Below are 16,672 nucleotides of genomic sequence, written 5' to 3'. Positions count from 1 at the left end.
ATTTCTCTCTTTCAAAGTCGATAAACTCTGCTAGAATCAAACTATGCACTTACAAATTCTCTTTATGATAGATATCAGGCATTGCTAATGAGGGTTGACCCAATTTCACATATGGGTCAGCCCTTTTATTTTCATCTCGGAGATAAACTTCATCGAAGAATGCTATAATGGAAAAGGTGAAAAAATTTATGAAGACATTTTATGATGTTCAACAATTACTTAAAAGATATGGAACGTTCATTTATACAGGGAACCGGCAAGCAGACCTTGAGCTTATGCAAGAAGAAATTCAAGAGCTCTATCGGAATGGTTTGCTTGATCAATCACACTATACAAGTGCACTTTTATTATTAAGGCAAGAACTGCAAAAGCATTCGAAAAACCACTAGATGAAAAAGGATGAATAACCGATGAAACGGCAATTGTTAATAGGTATAGACCTTGGTGGGACTACAATTAAAATGGCATTTGTAGAGTCTGACGGAGATATTGCAGAAAAATGGGAGATACCAACAGATACGAGTGAAAAAGGGAAAAACATAAGTAACGATATTGCAACGTCCATCCGTAAAAAGGCAAACGAGAGTAACATCCCGATCGAATCGTTTATTGGAATAGGTATGGGAGCCCCTGGATTTATTGACTTGGATGAGGGGTATATTTATAATGCCGTTAACTTAGGATGGGAAAACTATCCATTAAAAGAGGATTTGGAGAACCAAATAGGGCTACCAGTTTTTATTGAAAATGATGCAAACATTGCTGCCTTGGGAGAGATGTGGAAGGGAGCAGGAAACCATTCCGACGATTTAATTTGCGTAACACTCGGTACCGGTATTGGAGGGGGGATTATCTCGAATGGCAGTATACTCCATGGTACGAATGGGATGGCAGGTGAAATTGGACATATTACTGCGATTCACGAAGGTGGTGCTCCTTGTAATTGTGGGAAGACAGGTTGTATTGAAACGATTGCTTCGGCAACAGGGATTGCACGAATTGCTATGGAAGGATTGGAGAATCATCCGAATAGTAAGCTCAAGAAACGGTTCGATGCGGGAAATAGCCTGACTGCTAAGGATGTATTTGAATGTGCTGCGGATAACGATTCCTGGGCAATTGATATTGTTAAAAGTGTGACGCATCATCTCGGTTTAACAATCGCTAATCTTGCGAATGCATTAAATCCGTCCAAGATCGTCATCGGCGGTGGTGTCTCTCGAGCAGGAGATCAGCTACTTGATCCGTTGAATGTTGTTTTTAATCAATATGCATTACCCCGAGTAAGTGATGGTGCTGAACTTGTAATCGCCAGTCTTGGAAATGATGCAGGCGTAATCGGTGGAGCATGGCTTGTAAAGTCAAATTTATCCTAACAATTTATTGTCCAATACACGAAAGATAACATTTGATGGCGAATACTATACAAACTGCAAAAAGGGTCTGACGAGGCCCTTTTTACTTTTACGTGATCAATACGTTAAAGCCTTTTTGAAAAAAGACTCATAATTTTCACATTCGGACTTTAAGATAGTACAAGCAAATTTTTAAATAGTAGTATCAGCACAAAGGTAAGAAAGTAACATGTACTATGTGCTTTCAGAACTAATTATGTTCACGATGCTTTTCAGAAAATGTGAAGAAAGTGTGAATTATCGATTTATCGCTAAAAACCTAAAACTTTTTTCTTATTTTAACGTCTAAAGGTTTAGAGGTTGTTTACATCGGGGATAAAACATCAACGCGTAGTTCTGTTTTACAATATTTTGAAATAAACCGATTTTCACTTGAAAAATGGTTCGAAAGAGAGTATGATAACAATCATGTGAAAAACGAGCGAAGAGTTTGCTAAACATAATTTTGAAATGAATTATTAATAATTATTGAAGTTATCTATGTACAGGGAGGTCTTGATGCAATGTTGAAAAACACCTTTTCAAAATACCAGGCACTTATCATCACAGGTGTTTTACTCTGGATTAAATCATATTTATTATATAAAATTGCGTTTGATTTAAATATAGAAAATAATGTGCAGGAATTTATCTTGTTGATCAACCCCTTAAGTTCTGTTGTGTTTATTATGGCGTTTGCTTTATTCTTTTCAGGTAAAGCAAGAAACATATCAGTGATCGTTTTAAACTTTGTTGCAACCTTTATTTTGTTTGCAAATATGGTCTACTACCGTTTCTTTAACGACTTTATTACGATACCAGTCTTGTTCCAAACAAGTAATATGGGGGATCTCGGTGAAAGTATTACATCGTTACTTTACCCATATGATCTGTTATTATTCATCGATGTCATCTTGATGGCAGTTTATTTAAAACTACGTAATGTAGAGGCGCCAAGAGTATCCTCTAAGAAAATCGGACTTACGTTTGCAGCCAGCTTAATTCTTTTTATTGTTAACGTTGGTGTTGCTGAAACAGAACGTCCACAGCTTTTAACGCGTTCTTTTGACCGTGAAATGTTGATTAAAAATATTGGTGCATACAACTATCATGTATACGATGCGATTATTCAATCGAAAGCGAAAGCACAACGTGCACTTGCAGATAGCAGTGAGATTGTTGACATTGAGAACTATATCAGAGCAGACTACCGCGAGCCCAATCCATCAAAATTCGGGATTGCGGAAGATAAGAATGTTGTGATGATTTCAATGGAATCGTTACAAAGCTTTGTTATCAATAATAGAGTTGATGGAAGAGAAATTACTCCATTCCTAAATGATCTCATTAAGGATGAAGATACGTATTACTTCCCTAACTTTTATCATCAAACAGGTCAAGGGAAAACATCTGATTCCGAATTTTTGATAGCAAACTCGATGTATCCTTTACCAAGCGGAGCGGTATTCTTTACTCATTCGCAAAATGAATATCACGCTACTCCAGAAATTCTCGATCAGGAAAATTATTATACCGCATCTTTACATGCGAACAACAAGAGCTTCTGGAACCGGGATATCATGTATAAGTCACTCGGTTATGATCGTTTCTATTCCGTTAAGGATTATGAAGTGATTCCAGAAAATTCAATTGGCTGGGGCTTGAAGGATGAATTTTTCTTTGAACAATCAGTAGAACACATGAAGGAAATGCCAGAACCATATTTCACAAAGTTCATTACATTGACGAACCATTTCCCATTCAGTCTTGAAAAGGAAGATGAACAAATTCCTGAATGGACGTCAGAAGACGGTACAGTCAATCGGTACTTTACAACAGTAAGATACACGGATGAATCTTTGAAAATGTTCTTCGAGAGCCTAAAGAATGAAGGTATGTACGAAGACACGGTATTCGTTCTGTATGGTGACCATTACGGAATTTCAGAAAACCATAATGAGGCTATGAGTCAATATCTTGGAAAAGAGATTACTCCATTCGTGACAACGCAGCTACAAAGAGTTCCAATGATCATTCATATTCCTGGAGATGGAAAAGGAAAAGTGATGGATACGGTTGGAGGGCAGATTGACCTTCGCCCGACACTGTTACATTTACTAGGTGTCGATACGAAGAATACGATCCATTTCGGATCCGATCTGTTTAGTAAAGAGCGTCAAGACTTTACAGTACTACGTGACGGTTCTTTCATCACGAAGAATCACGTTTATACAGAAGGTAAATGTTACGACAAAAATACAGAGAAAGCAGTAGAAAAATCACTATGTCAACCGTATATGGAAAAAGCGAAGAAAGAGCTCGACTATTCAGATCGCATCATATACGGAGATCTATTACGCTTCATTGATCCGAAAACGGGTCAGGTAAAAGAAGACGAAAAAAAATAAAAGCATACTAAAGGGAGTTGACTCTGGCGGGTCAACTCCTTTTTAATAATGATAAATTATTATCATAACTTTCATCGAGTTCCATATACATGGTTGGAGAATGATTTTTTGGAGGGAGCAAAATGAAAGTCATCATCCGATCTGGAGATACACTATGGTACTTTAGCAGATTGTTTAATGTAACTCTAAGGCTTGTTATCGATTCCAATCCTTCATTAAATCCGAATGCGTTGGCAGTTGGGTCTCGTGTTAACATTCCTGGATATATATCTGAACTATATACAATTAAGAGTGGTGATACGTTTTATAAAGTGTCTCAGGTCCGAAAAATCCCTTTAGATGCTTTATTATTATTAAACCCTGATACTAACCCGACTGCTTTACAGGTAGGACAAACTATAACCGTACCTGTTCGAATTGTAAGCTCGGTAGTTAATCCGAAACAAGGATACACGTATTCAATTATGTCCGAGCACTTACGGAGTCTGAATGAAATCTATCCGTTCATCAGACAAAGATCGATCGGAGAGTCGGTATTAGGGAAGCCGATTCCTGAAATCCAAATAGGTAATGGACCCAAAAAGGTTCATTTTAATGCTTCATTTCATGCAAACGAATGGATAACCACTTCAGTAGTCATGAACTTTTTAAACGATTACTTGCTTGCACTTACAAATCAGTGGGCAATTCGTGGTCTTGACATGTCACCCTTTTACGACGGTGTAACCTTATCGATTGTACCGATGGTTGATCCGGATGGTGTAGACCTTGTACTTGAGGGTCCCCCAGAGAACGAATATTTCCATGACTATGTACTCGAATTGAATAATTGGAGCTATGACTTTTCAGGATGGAAAGCTAATATCAGAGGAGTGGACCTTAACAACCAGTTTCCGGCGCAATGGTGGGTTGAAGAAGCACGGAAACCTCAGAATCCAGCACCGAGAGACTATCCTGGGGAAAAGCCATTAAGTGAGCCGGAAACCATTGCAATGGCAGAATTGACACAGCAGGAGGACTTTGATTGGGTACTTGCCTTTCACACTCAGGGGGAAGTGATTTATTGGGGGTATGAAGGGCTTGAACCACCGTATGCGGAGACCATAGTTGAAGAATTCGAGAGGGTTTCAGGATATGAGCCGATTCGTTTTGTGGATAGCTATGCAGGCTTCAAAGATTGGTTCATTCAGGAATGGCAAAGACCAGGTTATACGGTGGAGCTTGGTGAAGGGGTAAACCCATTACCATTGTCTCAATATGACGAAATTTACGAAGAAACTCTCGGGATAATGTTGGCATCACTATATATGTAAATAATCTTATAGTTCGGGTAAATGAAAAGGTGCTCGGCTCACAGTAATGAGCCAGCACCTATTTTTCTTTAATGGACTTTTTCGATACAATAATACTATCGATTCTTTTATTAAAAACTTCACAAGTTAAAAAAGACGACGTGTTAAAAATGGAGATTGCATATGGAGTTAAATTCAGTTATACGATGTGAAAAGGTGACTACAGAAGTATTGGATCAGTTTACCTTTTGCTTTCCAGAAAAACAAATGACGACGATCATAGGACCATCCGGTGCTGGGAAATCCAGTTTGCTGATGCTGTTAAACCGTCTTAACGAGCCGAGGGAAGGAGATATATTTTATAAGGAAAGGCACATAAAGGATTATCCAATCATTGAATTGAGGCGAGAAATTGGGATAGTGTTTCAATCTGCTTATCTTTTCGATGGTACAGTTGAAGAGAATTTGAAGTACGGTCCATCTCTGCAAAATCGCTGGAATTCGGATATGACAGGTCGATTATTGGATTTAGTAGATTTGCCGGTTTCATTCAAAACAAGAAGTGTAACGTCCCTTTCCGGTGGAGAGAAACAGCGTGTTGCGCTTGCCCGGACACTAGCAAATGAACCAAGTATTTTACTGTTAGATGAGGTTACAAGCTCGTTAGATATAAAAACAACAGAAATAATTGAGCACTTGTTACAACGAATTAAGGACGAGGACAAAATTACAGTGGTGATGGTGACACACAACATTGAACAAACTAAACGAATCAGTGATTTTACAATGTACTTACAGGACGGCTGTTTAATTGAATCTGGACCTACTGATCAAATATTAGAAAAACCATCTACAAGTCAATTGCAGGAATTTCTAAAGGAGTAATTTAAAAAATGGAAACAAATGAAATCACGAATTTGTCCCTAACCTTTATAATTGTATTTGTCATCATTCCTGTTTCGCTTTCTTATTGGTTTTCACTCGGTTTATCTAAATCCATCCTATGGGCATCGTTTCGTGGAGTTATACAATTGATTCTGATTGGTTATGTGCTTACGTTTCTTTTTTCGATACCGGACTGGCAGGGAATTACATTGTGGGTGTCGGTGATGGTCATAATAGCATCGATCAATGCTGCCAAGCGAGGCGGGAATATTTCAAACGTGTGGGTTGTCGTGTTCATTACCATTGCCATTACAGAAGTATTTGTGCTTGCTCTCTGGCTTGGGTTCGGGTACATTGCTTTTACACCGGAAAAAGTAATCCCGATCAGCGGAATGGTAATTGGGAACAGTATGATCGCAATCGGACTAGCGCTTGAACGTCTTCAGAACGAATTCAAAGAAGAACGTGGTCGAGTACTAGCCGCTCTTTCATTAGGCGCAACCCCAAAACAATCTTCTTCTAGGATTATAAGGGCAACATTGAAGGCTGCGCTGATTCCGAATATCGACGGATTGAAAACTATCGGACTTGTACAACTTCCCGGTATGATGACAGGTTTGATATTGGGGGGAGTATCGCCGTTAGATGCGGTTAAATTTCAAATCATAATATCACTTAGTATATTTGTTTCAGTTGCGGTATGTGCAATGCTTGTAACGCTGATCCTATATAAAAACTACTTTAATGATAAGATGCAATTAATTGAGCTGCAGTCATGATCGCACTAGTTGAATAAAATACAAAAGAGGACTGACCTTTTGGTCAATCCTCTTTTGTATTCATAGATGAACGTTTATAATGTGCCAAATTAATGGCCGCCGCCCCAGCCGCCAGTCGAAAGGGTGTCGAGTACCGTCATCACCGTAAACCAACCGAATACAGCAAAGGTTAGAAAAGCAAAGCCTAAAGAAAACACATGTTTCTTCTTTAATTCTCTAACACACGCTGCAAGGGCAAAAAGGGTTACGAGGCCAAAAATAATTGCCAATCCCATATGATTTCCTCCCTTATCTGCTTAGGAATTCTAATTAACATTAATATACCCTGATTATCAAGAATTACCTCTATGTAATCGAGTGATACCCTTTCTTATTGTACTCGTTTTTCAAAACGTTGTCGAGGGTTCCTTTCCTTACAAAAGTGTGAAGGAAACCTGATAGGCTGAAGCAATCCTTAAGATCAATTCTTGTTGTTGTCGATCTGCATAATAGATTGGAGAGCCCCCTTCTTCCTCCGCGATGATATGCTCTTGCATTTGTAGCATCGCCATCTGTTCCTGCTCGGTGTTTAGACTAACCTGAAAAGGAAAAGTTAATTCCTTATAAAGATAGGAATGACCGGAATCAGCGGTAAACCCATAATCCGTGTTCAGCATGTGGATTGAATCCGAATCAAGCTGGAACAAGAGAAGGCATTCCTCGAGAAACGCTTTTTGTTCAAAGAAATTTTGGAGCATTTTATATTCATGTTCCGTTTTTACGATTAAAAGCTGTTCATCACGATCAATTATCGTAGCAATAGATTCAATCGTTGTAAAGAGTTCGTTCAAATCATCCTGACTTTGATCACTTAGCTCACAATGCTCGACCCCGTAAACTACTTCCATCAACACTCCCCACTTTCACATTGCCAAAATTATTGATATGTTAGAACTGAATCAACTATAGTTTAAAATACATAGGAGAAGTTGACAATGGAGGCGATAAAATTGAAATGGAAGCAACTAACTGTAGGACCTGTCCAAGCCAACTGTTATATTGTCTGGAACAGTCAGGATGAAGCGTTAGTCATCGATCCAGGAAGTGAAGGGGAACGAATCAATCAGGAATTAAACAATTTAAATGTAAAACCGATTGCGATCCTGCTTACCCATGCACATTTTGACCACATCGGCGCATTGGAGGAAGTACGAAAGGAATGGCAGATCCCTGTTTATCTCCATCCAGATGAAAAGGATTGGCCTGAAAATCCCGATCTGAATGGTTCAAGTTTTTTTCCTATGGTTAAGCCTGTAAAAGCAAGCAAAGCTGATCGAGAAATAAAACATGGCCAATCGTTAACACTTGGACATTTTACATGTGACGTTCTACATACACCTGGGCATTCTCCTGGAAGTGTTTCCTTTCATTTTGAAGGTGAGGGAATCGTGTTAAGCGGGGACGCCTTATTCATGGGGAGCATCGGACGTACAGACTTACCAGGTGGAAGCCATGAGACCCTGATAAAAAGCATCCACAACGAGTTGTTGAGCCTTGATGAGGAAACCCTTGTGCTTTCAGGACACGGTCCAACAACTACCATTGGGGAAGAAATGAACACGAATCCATTTTTGAATGGTTTTTCTTTATGACCGATCGAGGTTCGCAAATAGTACAAATCCTCGATGAAAAGATTCAACAAGCTGCAACAATGTCTATTTCATATGCGGATTTTATAGAGACCGTACTTTATCATCAGGAGCATGGCTACTATAGAAAAACGTCCACTAAAATTGGTACCTCTGGAGACTTTTATACATCAAGCTCCGTTCACCCAGTTTTTGCTTGGGTTTTTGCCGAGTATTTTTATAAATATTTAAGTGAAAATAATCCTCCGTATTCGATTTGTGAAATCGGCGGGGGAAACGGCTCCTTTGCAAAAGAAGTGTTGACGTATTTAAAAGTTACATATCCTGAGTTTCTTATCGATTTAAACTATTTTTATATCGATGTGAGTGAGGACCATCTGGTAAAGGCTCAACAAGAACTAGCTTCTTTTTCGTGTGTATCGTTTTTCAATTCATGGGAAGGAGTAACACAACCGTTTCATGGAATCGTATTTTCCAATGAGCTAATCGATGCTTTTCCCGTGCATGTAATCGAAGAGGATGAAGGCGACATTTTTGAAGTTCGTGTCACGCTTGATTCAACAGGGAAACTGATTGAAAAGCTTGTTCCGCTCAATAATCCTATGATTTCAGAATGGCTGGATTGGAGCGGACTCGCACTAACGGAAGGTCAGCGGCTTGAGGCACCGCTGGAAATGCTTGATTGGATTGAACAGATGTCGGAGTTCATCGATACCGGACTTTTGATTACAGTTGATTACGGTTATTGGGATAAAGATTGGCAGGAACCCTCCCATAGAAGAGGCAGCTTACGGGGGTATAAAAACCATCAATTGATTGAAAATCCGTTATTGAATGCTGGGCAAATGGACTTGACCACACATATTCACTTGGATGCTTTATTAAGAAAAGGTGAAAAGGTTGGATTTCGCTCAATATCAAGCACCCGTCAACGTGAATTTTTATTAAATAACGGACTTTTCAATTTTTTGCATGAGCATCAAAATCCAGATCCATTTTCTAAGGAAAGTCGGCTGAATCGAGCTATTCGTTCGTTTGCAACTCCTGGTGGAATCAGTGACTCATTTCATGTGATCGTTCAAGAAAAAAGGGGCTGACCAATATGGTCGCCCTTCTTCCGATGTTTGATAGTTGTAATGTCTAGCTAGATAGCTTTCGCTTTTCTTATCAGTGTCCGCCTGATCCAGGGGTCATCATGAAAATGGACCAGTATGAGAACCCGATAAAAAAGACCGTTAAATATGCACCGAAAATATAGATATACATTCTTTCAGATAAATTCAAGTATCCTAGTGCAACGAACATAACTGTTTGCCCTACAAATAAAAGGGAGAACGCTTGCATATCACCTACATAAGCCATAACTGCGATAACTGCCGTCCAAAATCCCATCATGCGGTACATTCTTGCCATATGTAATCCTCCTTTGCAGCAATGATCGACATATTGAATAAGTGCTGTTCACATAATCCGTCCAAATTAAAATGGACTCTTCTAGTATTATAAAACAATTGATTGAAAAAAGTAAATCACAATTGCTATGTCAATTTTGTGTCCTATTCTAAATATAGTATTTTGGCTATACAAAAAAATATTCAAACATTTTATTAATAAAAAAGGATTTATAAAAATCCTGTCGAATGTTAACTATAATTCCCGAAAGTAGGTGGTCCTATAAGTGTAAATGCTGAAACAAAAAGTGAAGCCCTGTTAAAACGGGCAATTTCTCTCGGTGCAACTGACCTCCATATTGTACCTAAACAAAGGTCGGCACTTATACAACTAAGAATTGACCAAAGGTTATATCCTCTTGAAGAAGTTCCTCTAAGCTTTAGCGATCGACTTATTTCACACTTCAAATTTTTATCAGGCATGGATATTGGAGAAAAGCGAAAACCTCAAAACGGTGCAATCCATCATTACCTTCCCGTAAATGGAAATGTACATTTAAGACTTTCCACACTACCATCCGCTTACAACGAAGCATTAGCGATCCGAATATTACTACAAGAAGAAAAATTCCACTTTACACACCTCTCTGTTTTTCCGAACATCCTGAAACAAATTTATTCCTTACTTCATAAACCTCAGGGATTACTGCTGTTTGCAGGTCCGACAGGTTCAGGAAAAACAACATTACTTTACTCACTTTTGAAGGAAATGCAGTTACAAAAAAAGCGACAGGTCATCACGCTTGAGGATCCTATCGAAAAAAAGATGGACACAGTTTTACAAATCGAGATCAACGAACCTGCTGGCGTCACATATTTCGAAGGGTTTAAATCCATTTTAAGACACGATCCTGATGTGATCATGATTGGGGAAATTCGTGATGAGGCTACGGCACAGCTTGCTATTCGTGCATCCCTGACCGGACATCTTGTTCTTTCAACACTTCATGCGAAAAATACGATTGGATGTTTGTATAGGTTGAATGATTTTGGGGTGCACATCGAAGATTTACGGCAAACATTACTCGGAATTGTGTCACAGCGGCTTTATGAATTAAGTTGTCCATACTGTGGTGATACCTGTTCATTGTTTTGTATGTTGAGGAGGCAGCATCGTAGAATGGGAGTGTATGAACTCTTAAATGGACCGCTCTTACAAACGGTTATGAATAAAGTCCAGACAAGAAGACCTGTTTCAACCTCCTTTCCTAAGGTTGAAGACTACTTGATGAGAGCAATCGCGATGGGCTACATTCCAGAATCACACTCTGATTCAGTCATGGAGCTGGGATATGAGAAAACGTAATTGGAATCGCTTAGAGCAATCGAAGTTTTTAAAAGAGCTAGGGATGTTATTAAGCAAAGGTTATTCAGTTTCAAATGCATTGGTTTTACTGGAGGTGCATTATCGCAGTTATTCACAATACCCCGTAACAGATATCATAAAAGATTTAAAAAGGGGAACACCGTTGTTCGAAGTGCTTGAAGGCAAAAAGGTTCCAAGCGATATTTTAGGATATTTGTACTTTGCATCTGAACAGGGGAAACTATCGTTTGGATTGTTAGAAGGAAGCCGAATTTTGCAGAAGAGGGAACATTTAAAAAAGATGTTTTTCAGGACGATCCGATACCCGCTCACATTACTGGCTATCCTAAGTGGTATGATGTTCTTCCTGATTCGCTTTCTGATTCCCCAATTCACTTCATTATTTAATTCCGTCAACTTAAAACTCCCCTCCATAACCGTCGCCTTAATCACGGTTCTCCAAGTAATCCCATATCTCTGCTATTTCATCCTCGTAGTCATTTTTCTATTGGCAATCCTGTATCCGTTTACCCACCGAAAAAAATCACCACATGAACAGCTGTTATTGGCTCTCCGAATCCCAATGCTCTCAAACTACATTCGAATTCTGGTTACCCAGTTCTTTGCTTTTCAGTTTGGTCATTTGCTTAGAGGTGGGCTTTCTGTTTCACAAGCAATTCAGCTTTTTGAAAATCAACATTATGTCCGGTTGTTCCAGGATGAAGCGTTATTTTTAAAAAACGAATTGAGAGGTGGGAAACAACTCGATGAAATCTTTCGGTGTAAAACATATTTTTTACCTGAACTTGCGCAAGTCGTCGCTTTTGGTCAGTCAAATGGAAGCCTTGGAAATGAATTAACGTTATTCAGTGAAATGTTGTTTAGTAATTTGGAAGAAAGACTCCATCGGAATCTAAATCTTATTCAACCGATATTATTCGGAGTGATCGGCTGCCTTGTATTAATCTTGTTCCTTACAGTAATGGCGCCGATCTTCCATCTATTCCAATCTTTATGACTATAAAAGCGGAAGCGCCCTGTTCAGATGTGACAAGCGCTGAAGCTAGTCATTCCATCTGTTCAGTTCTTAACTTTGACCAAAGGAGAAATAAAATGAAGGAAGTAACTGGGTTTGTTTATAACGAAAAAGCGTTTACTTTGATCGAAATGATGATTGTAATCTTAATCATCTCCATACTCTTGTTAATTGCAGTACCTAGCATGTCTAAAAGCAACCAGATTGTTAAGGACAAAAGCTGTTTAGCGACCATCGACCTCATACAAAGCCAGGTAGCGGCTTATCAGATTAATGAAGGAACGTTGCCAATAGATCTAAATGGTATGTTAACTGATGGTTACATTGACCAAACGACTTGCCCAGGCGGTCAACAATTGGAGATAACATTTGATGGTACCGTCCAAAAAGTCGGAACTCCTTAGTCCTAGGGGATATACGATGTTAGAAATGATGATGGTGCTTTCCATTCTAGTCGTCTTAACTGGAGTTGTGTTCATCAACTTATACTCAATAAAAACAAATCGTGAGCTCGACCAGTTCATTCAGTTGTTAACATCTGACTTACATTATGCTCAACAGTATGCACTTGCAGAACAGGTTCCAGTCGAGGTGAAATTTAATAATACGAAAATGCAATATATAATCCGTACGGGTCCTTCGAAAATCATCAAACAGGTCGAATATCCTGATAACGTATATTTTGAAGAAGGAACAACAAGTTTGTCAATATCCTATAACAATAACGGTACGATACGTGAAGGTGGGACATTACTGCTGCGCTCGAAAGAGGAAACGTACAAAATCGTCTTTCATCTTGGGAAGGGGCGGTTTTATATTGAACAATTGTAAAGGATATTTTCTTTTAGATGCGATGATCGGATTGAGTGTCTTCACCTTTATGGTTCTATGGATTGTTCCGCAGATGACTTTCATTTATGAGGAACGTCTTGCATTAAAGGAAAGGAACTTCGGAATGGAACTCTGCTACAACTTATTACAACATTGGACGGCAACAAATGAAGAGCCTAATACAAAGATGATAAAAGGAAGGTACGGTACAAAGTTTGATATTAGTTGGATCACCAAAGAAGACGGAATCGAAATTTGCGTTGATTGGAAAGGGAAAAATAATCGTGAGGAATCGATTTGTGGAAAAGCCAGGGATTGAAGGATATACACTGCTAGAAATGATGATTGCTTTGTCGGTATTCCTCACCATTGTCTCACTGACACCGACTGTATTTTCCGTAATTTATTCTACGAATGATAACGCGTTGCATGATCAAGAAGTCTTTCTCTTTTTTGAACAGACTGGAAAGGAGATCCAAGGATCATTGGATGCTTATATACAGTCCGGAATACTTTACCTTACACAAACAGATGGCTCAACAGTGTCCTATGAAAAATATGGAGACCGGATCATTCGAAAGGTTGACGGCAATGGATTTGAAACGATGGTTCAAAATATTAACGGTTTTTCACCTAAAACCTCAACTAATACTGTTGAAATAATTATTCAAGTGCAGGGGTTAACTTATAGCCATTCATCGTTGCTCGTACAACCAATAAGCAATGAAAGTATCGTTCAATGAAGAATGAATCCGGTTATATCACCGCATTAGCGATTATGATGACGTTAATTATTCTGTCTGTCATTGCTTACAATGTTAAACTGTTATCAAGTGAACAACTTTTTTTACAAGAACGAAAAGCCTGGATTCAATCCGACCTATACCTGCAAATGGGGAGGGAGGACCTTGTTGATAAAATAAAGAATGAGGGAATTCGTGAAGGGGAATCAGGTACTTTCATTTATCAAGATGGAAAAATGCAGTACGAAACGATCAAATTTTCGGATGAAGTATATATTTTTCGCTTAGAGGTAATTTTAAATGAATCTGGAAGAGCGACAGGTTTTCTGTATTATAATTATGTTAAGAAGGAAGTTGTGAAATGGACGGTGGTGTAATGAGAGCAATTTATATAACGGGCTTTATGGCAGCAGGGAAAACGTCCATCGGAAAAGAGCTCGGAATAGTGTTAGACCTGCCTGTAATTGATACAGATCAATATATTGAAGAAAAGTTATCATGGGATATACCTTCAATCTTTGAAAGGAAGGGCGAGGTATATTTCCGTGATGAAGAACAGGCAGCACTCCTGGAATTACCTAACGAAAACGTTATTATAACGACTGGAGGAGGGATCGTACTCCGAAAGGAAAATAGATGTTTTATGAAGGAGAATGGCTGTGTAATATCCTTGGAAACATCGGTCAATACCATTGTGAATCGACTTCAAAATGATCTGTCGAGACCACTTGTTACCGGTAAAACAAGAAGAGAACTTCAGCAACTATTTGAACAGCGACAGCCTTATTATCATGATGCAGACTTAATCATTGATACAGAAGGGAAGAGTATCCCAAGGGTTGCATCGGAAATTGTCGGGTGGATTAAAACGTCTGGTGTTGTCAATACTGAATACTGAAGAGGTTGTTCAAAAATCATCGAATGATAAACTGCGAATTTCTTCGTTACTCGGTTTTTCCGGTCCTCATGTATTAGAACTATACGTTCCGGGCCTCAAAACTGTCGTGTCTCGGGCTCAAAGGATGTGAGTCAGTTCGACGTTGTTACAGGACGTAACGGTTTTACTCGAACTTCCTAAGGGTTTATCTGTTTCGTCCATTTTTCAACCTATATTTGTTCAAAAAAGTAATCATAATACGGGTGGTTTCAATGTCAACGAATGATTTTGTAAAGTATCTTACACAGCAATTTGTCAGGCACTTCGATCAACCAAAGGAAAAACGCCGCGAGAAAAGAACAAGCCGCAAAGATCATAAACCTCCTATGTCTGTTCAATGGTTCGGGCTTGTACCGATGGCGATCTCCATGCTTATTAAACGAAAATGAAAAAATCAAAAAGAGAGTCAGGACCTTCAACCAGCGCAAGGTGTATATTGCACCTTGGAAGGGACCGGCTCTTTTTTGGTTGTTAGTTTGATCTGTGAAAAGTTTTTACCTTAAAGCCCTGCCAGATAAACTTATTGGACATATCTTATAAAGTGTAGTTCGATAGGGGGTGTTTTAATGTCTGGAAGAGGTGGATACGGTTCAGGTTTTGCCTTAATCGTTGTATTGTTCATCCTATTGATCATTGTCGGAGTTGCTTTTGTTGGCGGTGGTTACGGCGGTGGAGGATATTAATGTTTTTTTCCTATAGAATATAAAATACAGTAGAAGTGCCCCCCCTACTTCTATGTCCATTGCTGGAGAACATACTCCAGCATTTTTTTATTTTTTGATAATGGATAGGCTTTTTTTTAAAAGGTTACCCTAGGAACGAATTCATTTCTTAGGAGGATGTTGTTTATGTTTTTTCATGTCAAAGAACTTCAATATAATGCAAAACCGGATCGTCCTGATCCCGTATATGCTAAAAAGCTTCAGGAGATATTAGGTGGGCAATTTGGAGAAATGACCGTTACAATACAATATTTGTTTCAGGGTTGGAACTGTCGAGCTGAACAAAAATATCGCGATATGCTTTTAGATATTGGAACAGAGGAAATGGCGCATGTGGAAATGATCGCAACAATGATTGCACAGTTATTAGATGGTGCACCAGTGGAAGAACAAGAAAAAGCGGCAAACGATCCAGTCATTGGCGCCGTTATGGGGGGAATGAACCCACAGCATGCTATTGTATCAGGATTAGGTGCAACTCCGACAGATAGTACAGGCTATCCATGGAATTCCAGATATACCATTGCAAGTGGTAATCTTTTAGCTGATTTTCGAGCCAACTTAAATGCTGAATCCCAAGGACGTCTACAAGTTGTGCGATTATATGAAATGACCGATGATCCAGGCGTACGTGATATGTTATCTTTCCTTATTGCACGGGACACGATGCATCAAAACCAATGGATGGCAGCCATTCAGGAATTAATGCAAAAGGAAAAACCAGTTGTACCAAGTACGTTCAATCAGGAGTTTGAAAAACAAGAAGTTTCTTATTCATTTATGAATTTTTCAAAAGGTGAAGAAAGTAGTGAGGGTCTCTGGGCAAAAGGAAAAAGTATGGATGGTCAGGCTGAGTTTGAATATGTAAGTGATCCACAGGCTATGGGTCAAGTACCAGTCCTTCGTCCTGCCCCTCCACATATTCACGGAACGCCTCCAGACAGTATGAATGAATGAACAACCACAACACCTTCTGATTCATGTTCAAAATTGTGAAAATGGAGGTGTTTTATTGTTCGAATATTGCATCTACCGTCAATAATTTTAAGCTTCAGTAAAAAAAGCACCCGATATGGATGCTATTCACTTTTCCTCGTTCGTTTTGTTGTTTCATTTTGCTGATTTGGCAAATTATTAGGAGTATCATTTCCAGTTGATGCTTCATAACCAATGTTGATTTTTCCTTTTGGTTTAGGTCCAAGGTTCATTCTATATTGGTCAAAGTCCCTTTGGGGCATAAGAATCTCTCCTTAGTTTGTT

23 protein-coding genes are annotated in these 16,672 nt (G+C 38.9%); 19 read left to right on the top strand and 4 right to left on the bottom strand.

All coding sequences use genetic code 11. The annotated features are described in order from the left end of the window. The first annotated feature begins 188 nt into the window (after positions 1 to 188). The 6 genes from MOJ78_RS13635 (at position 189) to fetB (ending at position 6,758) form a co-directional block, all read left to right on the top strand. The gene (locus tag MOJ78_RS13635) at positions 189 to 389 is read left to right on the top strand and encodes a YqgQ family protein (protein ID WP_304977892.1); all 201 of its coding nucleotides are present in this window, start codon (positions 189 to 191) and stop codon (positions 387 to 389) included. Between the two features lie 21 nt (positions 390 to 410). Further along, positions 411 to 1,376, top strand: coding sequence for an ROK family glucokinase (locus MOJ78_RS13630; RefSeq protein ID WP_304977891.1), 966 nt, complete (start codon positions 411 to 413; stop codon positions 1,374 to 1,376). Positions 1,377 to 1,918: 542 nt separating this feature from the next. Further along, complete coding sequence (locus MOJ78_RS13625) at positions 1,919 to 3,802, top strand: LTA synthase family protein (protein WP_304977890.1); 1,884 nt, start codon at positions 1,919 to 1,921, stop codon at positions 3,800 to 3,802. A 122-nt stretch (positions 3,803 to 3,924) separates the two neighbouring features. Beyond that, positions 3,925 to 5,115: a M14 family metallopeptidase gene (locus MOJ78_RS13620; protein WP_304977889.1), complete on the top strand. Its 1,191-nt coding sequence runs from the start codon at positions 3,925 to 3,927 to the stop codon at positions 5,113 to 5,115. Positions 5,116 to 5,277: 162 nt separating this feature from the next. Beyond that, the gene (locus tag MOJ78_RS13615; protein ID WP_304977888.1) at positions 5,278 to 5,979 is read left to right on the top strand and encodes an ABC transporter ATP-binding protein; all 702 of its coding nucleotides are present in this window, start codon (positions 5,278 to 5,280) and stop codon (positions 5,977 to 5,979) included. A gap of 8 nt (positions 5,980 to 5,987) precedes the next feature. Further along, the gene (fetB, locus tag MOJ78_RS13610) at positions 5,988 to 6,758 is read left to right on the top strand and encodes an ABC transporter permease (protein WP_304977887.1); all 771 of its coding nucleotides are present in this window, start codon (positions 5,988 to 5,990) and stop codon (positions 6,756 to 6,758) included. Between the two features lie 89 nt (positions 6,759 to 6,847). On the opposite strand, the gene MOJ78_RS13605 is transcribed toward fetB, so the two are convergent. Further along, entirely contained in the window at positions 6,848 to 7,033 is a 186-nt protein-coding gene (locus tag MOJ78_RS13605) for a DUF2759 domain-containing protein (protein ID WP_304977886.1), read from the bottom strand. Positions 7,034 to 7,171: 138 nt separating this feature from the next. Then, entirely contained in the window at positions 7,172 to 7,645 is a 474-nt protein-coding gene (locus MOJ78_RS13600) for a hypothetical protein (protein ID WP_304977885.1), read from the bottom strand. Between the two features lie 87 nt (positions 7,646 to 7,732). Between MOJ78_RS13600 and MOJ78_RS13595 the strand changes: the two genes are divergently transcribed. Next, positions 7,733 to 8,389, top strand: coding sequence for an MBL fold metallo-hydrolase (locus MOJ78_RS13595; RefSeq protein ID WP_304977884.1), 657 nt, complete (start codon positions 7,733 to 7,735; stop codon positions 8,387 to 8,389). Then, a complete protein-coding gene (locus MOJ78_RS13590) occupies positions 8,386 to 9,483 on the top strand; it encodes a class I SAM-dependent methyltransferase (RefSeq protein WP_304977883.1) in 1,098 nt (365 codons plus the stop codon). The genes MOJ78_RS13595 and MOJ78_RS13590 overlap by 4 nt, the downstream gene beginning before the upstream one ends. A gap of 70 nt (positions 9,484 to 9,553) precedes the next feature. Here the strand turns inward: MOJ78_RS13590 and MOJ78_RS13585 are convergent, their stop codons facing one another. Then, entirely contained in the window at positions 9,554 to 9,799 is a 246-nt protein-coding gene (locus tag MOJ78_RS13585) for a DUF2626 domain-containing protein (protein ID WP_304977882.1), read from the bottom strand. A gap of 261 nt (positions 9,800 to 10,060) precedes the next feature. On the opposite strand from MOJ78_RS13585, the gene comGA reads away from it, so the two are divergent. The 11 genes from comGA to MOJ78_RS13530 all read left to right on the top strand — a co-directional run bounded on the left by comGA (position 10,061) and on the right by MOJ78_RS13530 (position 16,369). Further along, positions 10,061 to 11,143, top strand: a complete 1,083-nt coding sequence (gene comGA / locus MOJ78_RS13580) for a competence type IV pilus ATPase ComGA (protein ID WP_304981262.1) — start codon at positions 10,061 to 10,063, stop codon at positions 11,141 to 11,143. Continuing rightward, a complete protein-coding gene (comGB, locus tag MOJ78_RS13575) occupies positions 11,130 to 12,161 on the top strand; it encodes a competence type IV pilus assembly protein ComGB (RefSeq protein WP_304977881.1) in 1,032 nt (343 codons plus the stop codon). Before comGA ends, comGB begins: the two co-directional genes overlap by 14 nt. A 95-nt stretch (positions 12,162 to 12,256) precedes the next feature. After that, a complete protein-coding gene (gene comGC / locus MOJ78_RS13570) occupies positions 12,257 to 12,583 on the top strand; it encodes a competence type IV pilus major pilin ComGC (RefSeq protein ID WP_304977880.1) in 327 nt (108 codons plus the stop codon). Next, complete coding sequence (comGD, locus tag MOJ78_RS13565) at positions 12,552 to 13,010, top strand: competence type IV pilus minor pilin ComGD (protein ID WP_304977879.1); 459 nt, start codon at positions 12,552 to 12,554, stop codon at positions 13,008 to 13,010. Before comGC ends, comGD begins: the two co-directional genes overlap by 32 nt. Then, positions 12,997 to 13,329 (top strand): hypothetical protein, encoded by a 333-nt coding sequence (locus MOJ78_RS13560; RefSeq protein WP_304977878.1) that lies wholly within the window; start codon positions 12,997 to 12,999, stop codon positions 13,327 to 13,329. The genes comGD and MOJ78_RS13560 overlap by 14 nt, the downstream gene beginning before the upstream one ends. After that, positions 13,310 to 13,753 (top strand): competence type IV pilus minor pilin ComGF, encoded by a 444-nt coding sequence (gene comGF / locus MOJ78_RS13555; RefSeq protein ID WP_304977877.1) that lies wholly within the window; start codon positions 13,310 to 13,312, stop codon positions 13,751 to 13,753. Before MOJ78_RS13560 ends, comGF begins: the two co-directional genes overlap by 20 nt. Continuing rightward, entirely contained in the window at positions 13,750 to 14,130 is a 381-nt protein-coding gene (gene comGG / locus MOJ78_RS13550) for a competence type IV pilus minor pilin ComGG (protein ID WP_304977876.1), read from the top strand. The genes comGF and comGG overlap by 4 nt, the downstream gene beginning before the upstream one ends. Next, positions 14,115 to 14,651: a shikimate kinase gene (locus tag MOJ78_RS13545; RefSeq protein ID WP_304977875.1), complete on the top strand. Its 537-nt coding sequence runs from the start codon at positions 14,115 to 14,117 to the stop codon at positions 14,649 to 14,651. Before comGG ends, MOJ78_RS13545 begins: the two co-directional genes overlap by 16 nt. Positions 14,652 to 14,902: 251 nt before the next feature. Beyond that, complete coding sequence (locus MOJ78_RS13540) at positions 14,903 to 15,079, top strand: YqzE family protein (RefSeq protein WP_304977874.1); 177 nt, start codon at positions 14,903 to 14,905, stop codon at positions 15,077 to 15,079. A gap of 177 nt (positions 15,080 to 15,256) precedes the next feature. Further along, positions 15,257 to 15,373: a YjcZ family sporulation protein gene (locus MOJ78_RS13535; RefSeq protein WP_304977873.1), complete on the top strand. Its 117-nt coding sequence runs from the start codon at positions 15,257 to 15,259 to the stop codon at positions 15,371 to 15,373. Positions 15,374 to 15,538: 165 nt separating this feature from the next. Further along, the gene (locus MOJ78_RS13530) at positions 15,539 to 16,369 is read left to right on the top strand and encodes a manganese catalase (protein WP_304977872.1); all 831 of its coding nucleotides are present in this window, start codon (positions 15,539 to 15,541) and stop codon (positions 16,367 to 16,369) included. A gap of 122 nt (positions 16,370 to 16,491) precedes the next feature. Here MOJ78_RS13530 and MOJ78_RS13525 read toward each other — a convergent pair whose 3' ends face one another. Then, on the bottom strand, positions 16,492 to 16,650 hold the full coding sequence (locus MOJ78_RS13525; protein ID WP_304977871.1) for a hypothetical protein: 159 nt from the start codon (positions 16,648 to 16,650) through the stop codon (positions 16,492 to 16,494). Between the last annotated feature and the right edge of the window lie 22 nt (positions 16,651 to 16,672).

The sequence above is a fragment of the Alkalihalobacillus sp. AL-G genome, from assembly GCF_030643805.1.
In the GTDB taxonomy this organism is placed as follows: domain Bacteria; phylum Bacillota; class Bacilli; order Bacillales; family Fictibacillaceae; genus Pseudalkalibacillus.
The sequence above is the reverse complement of the archived record's forward strand: the minus strand, read 5'-3'. Positions and strand labels throughout refer to the sequence as shown.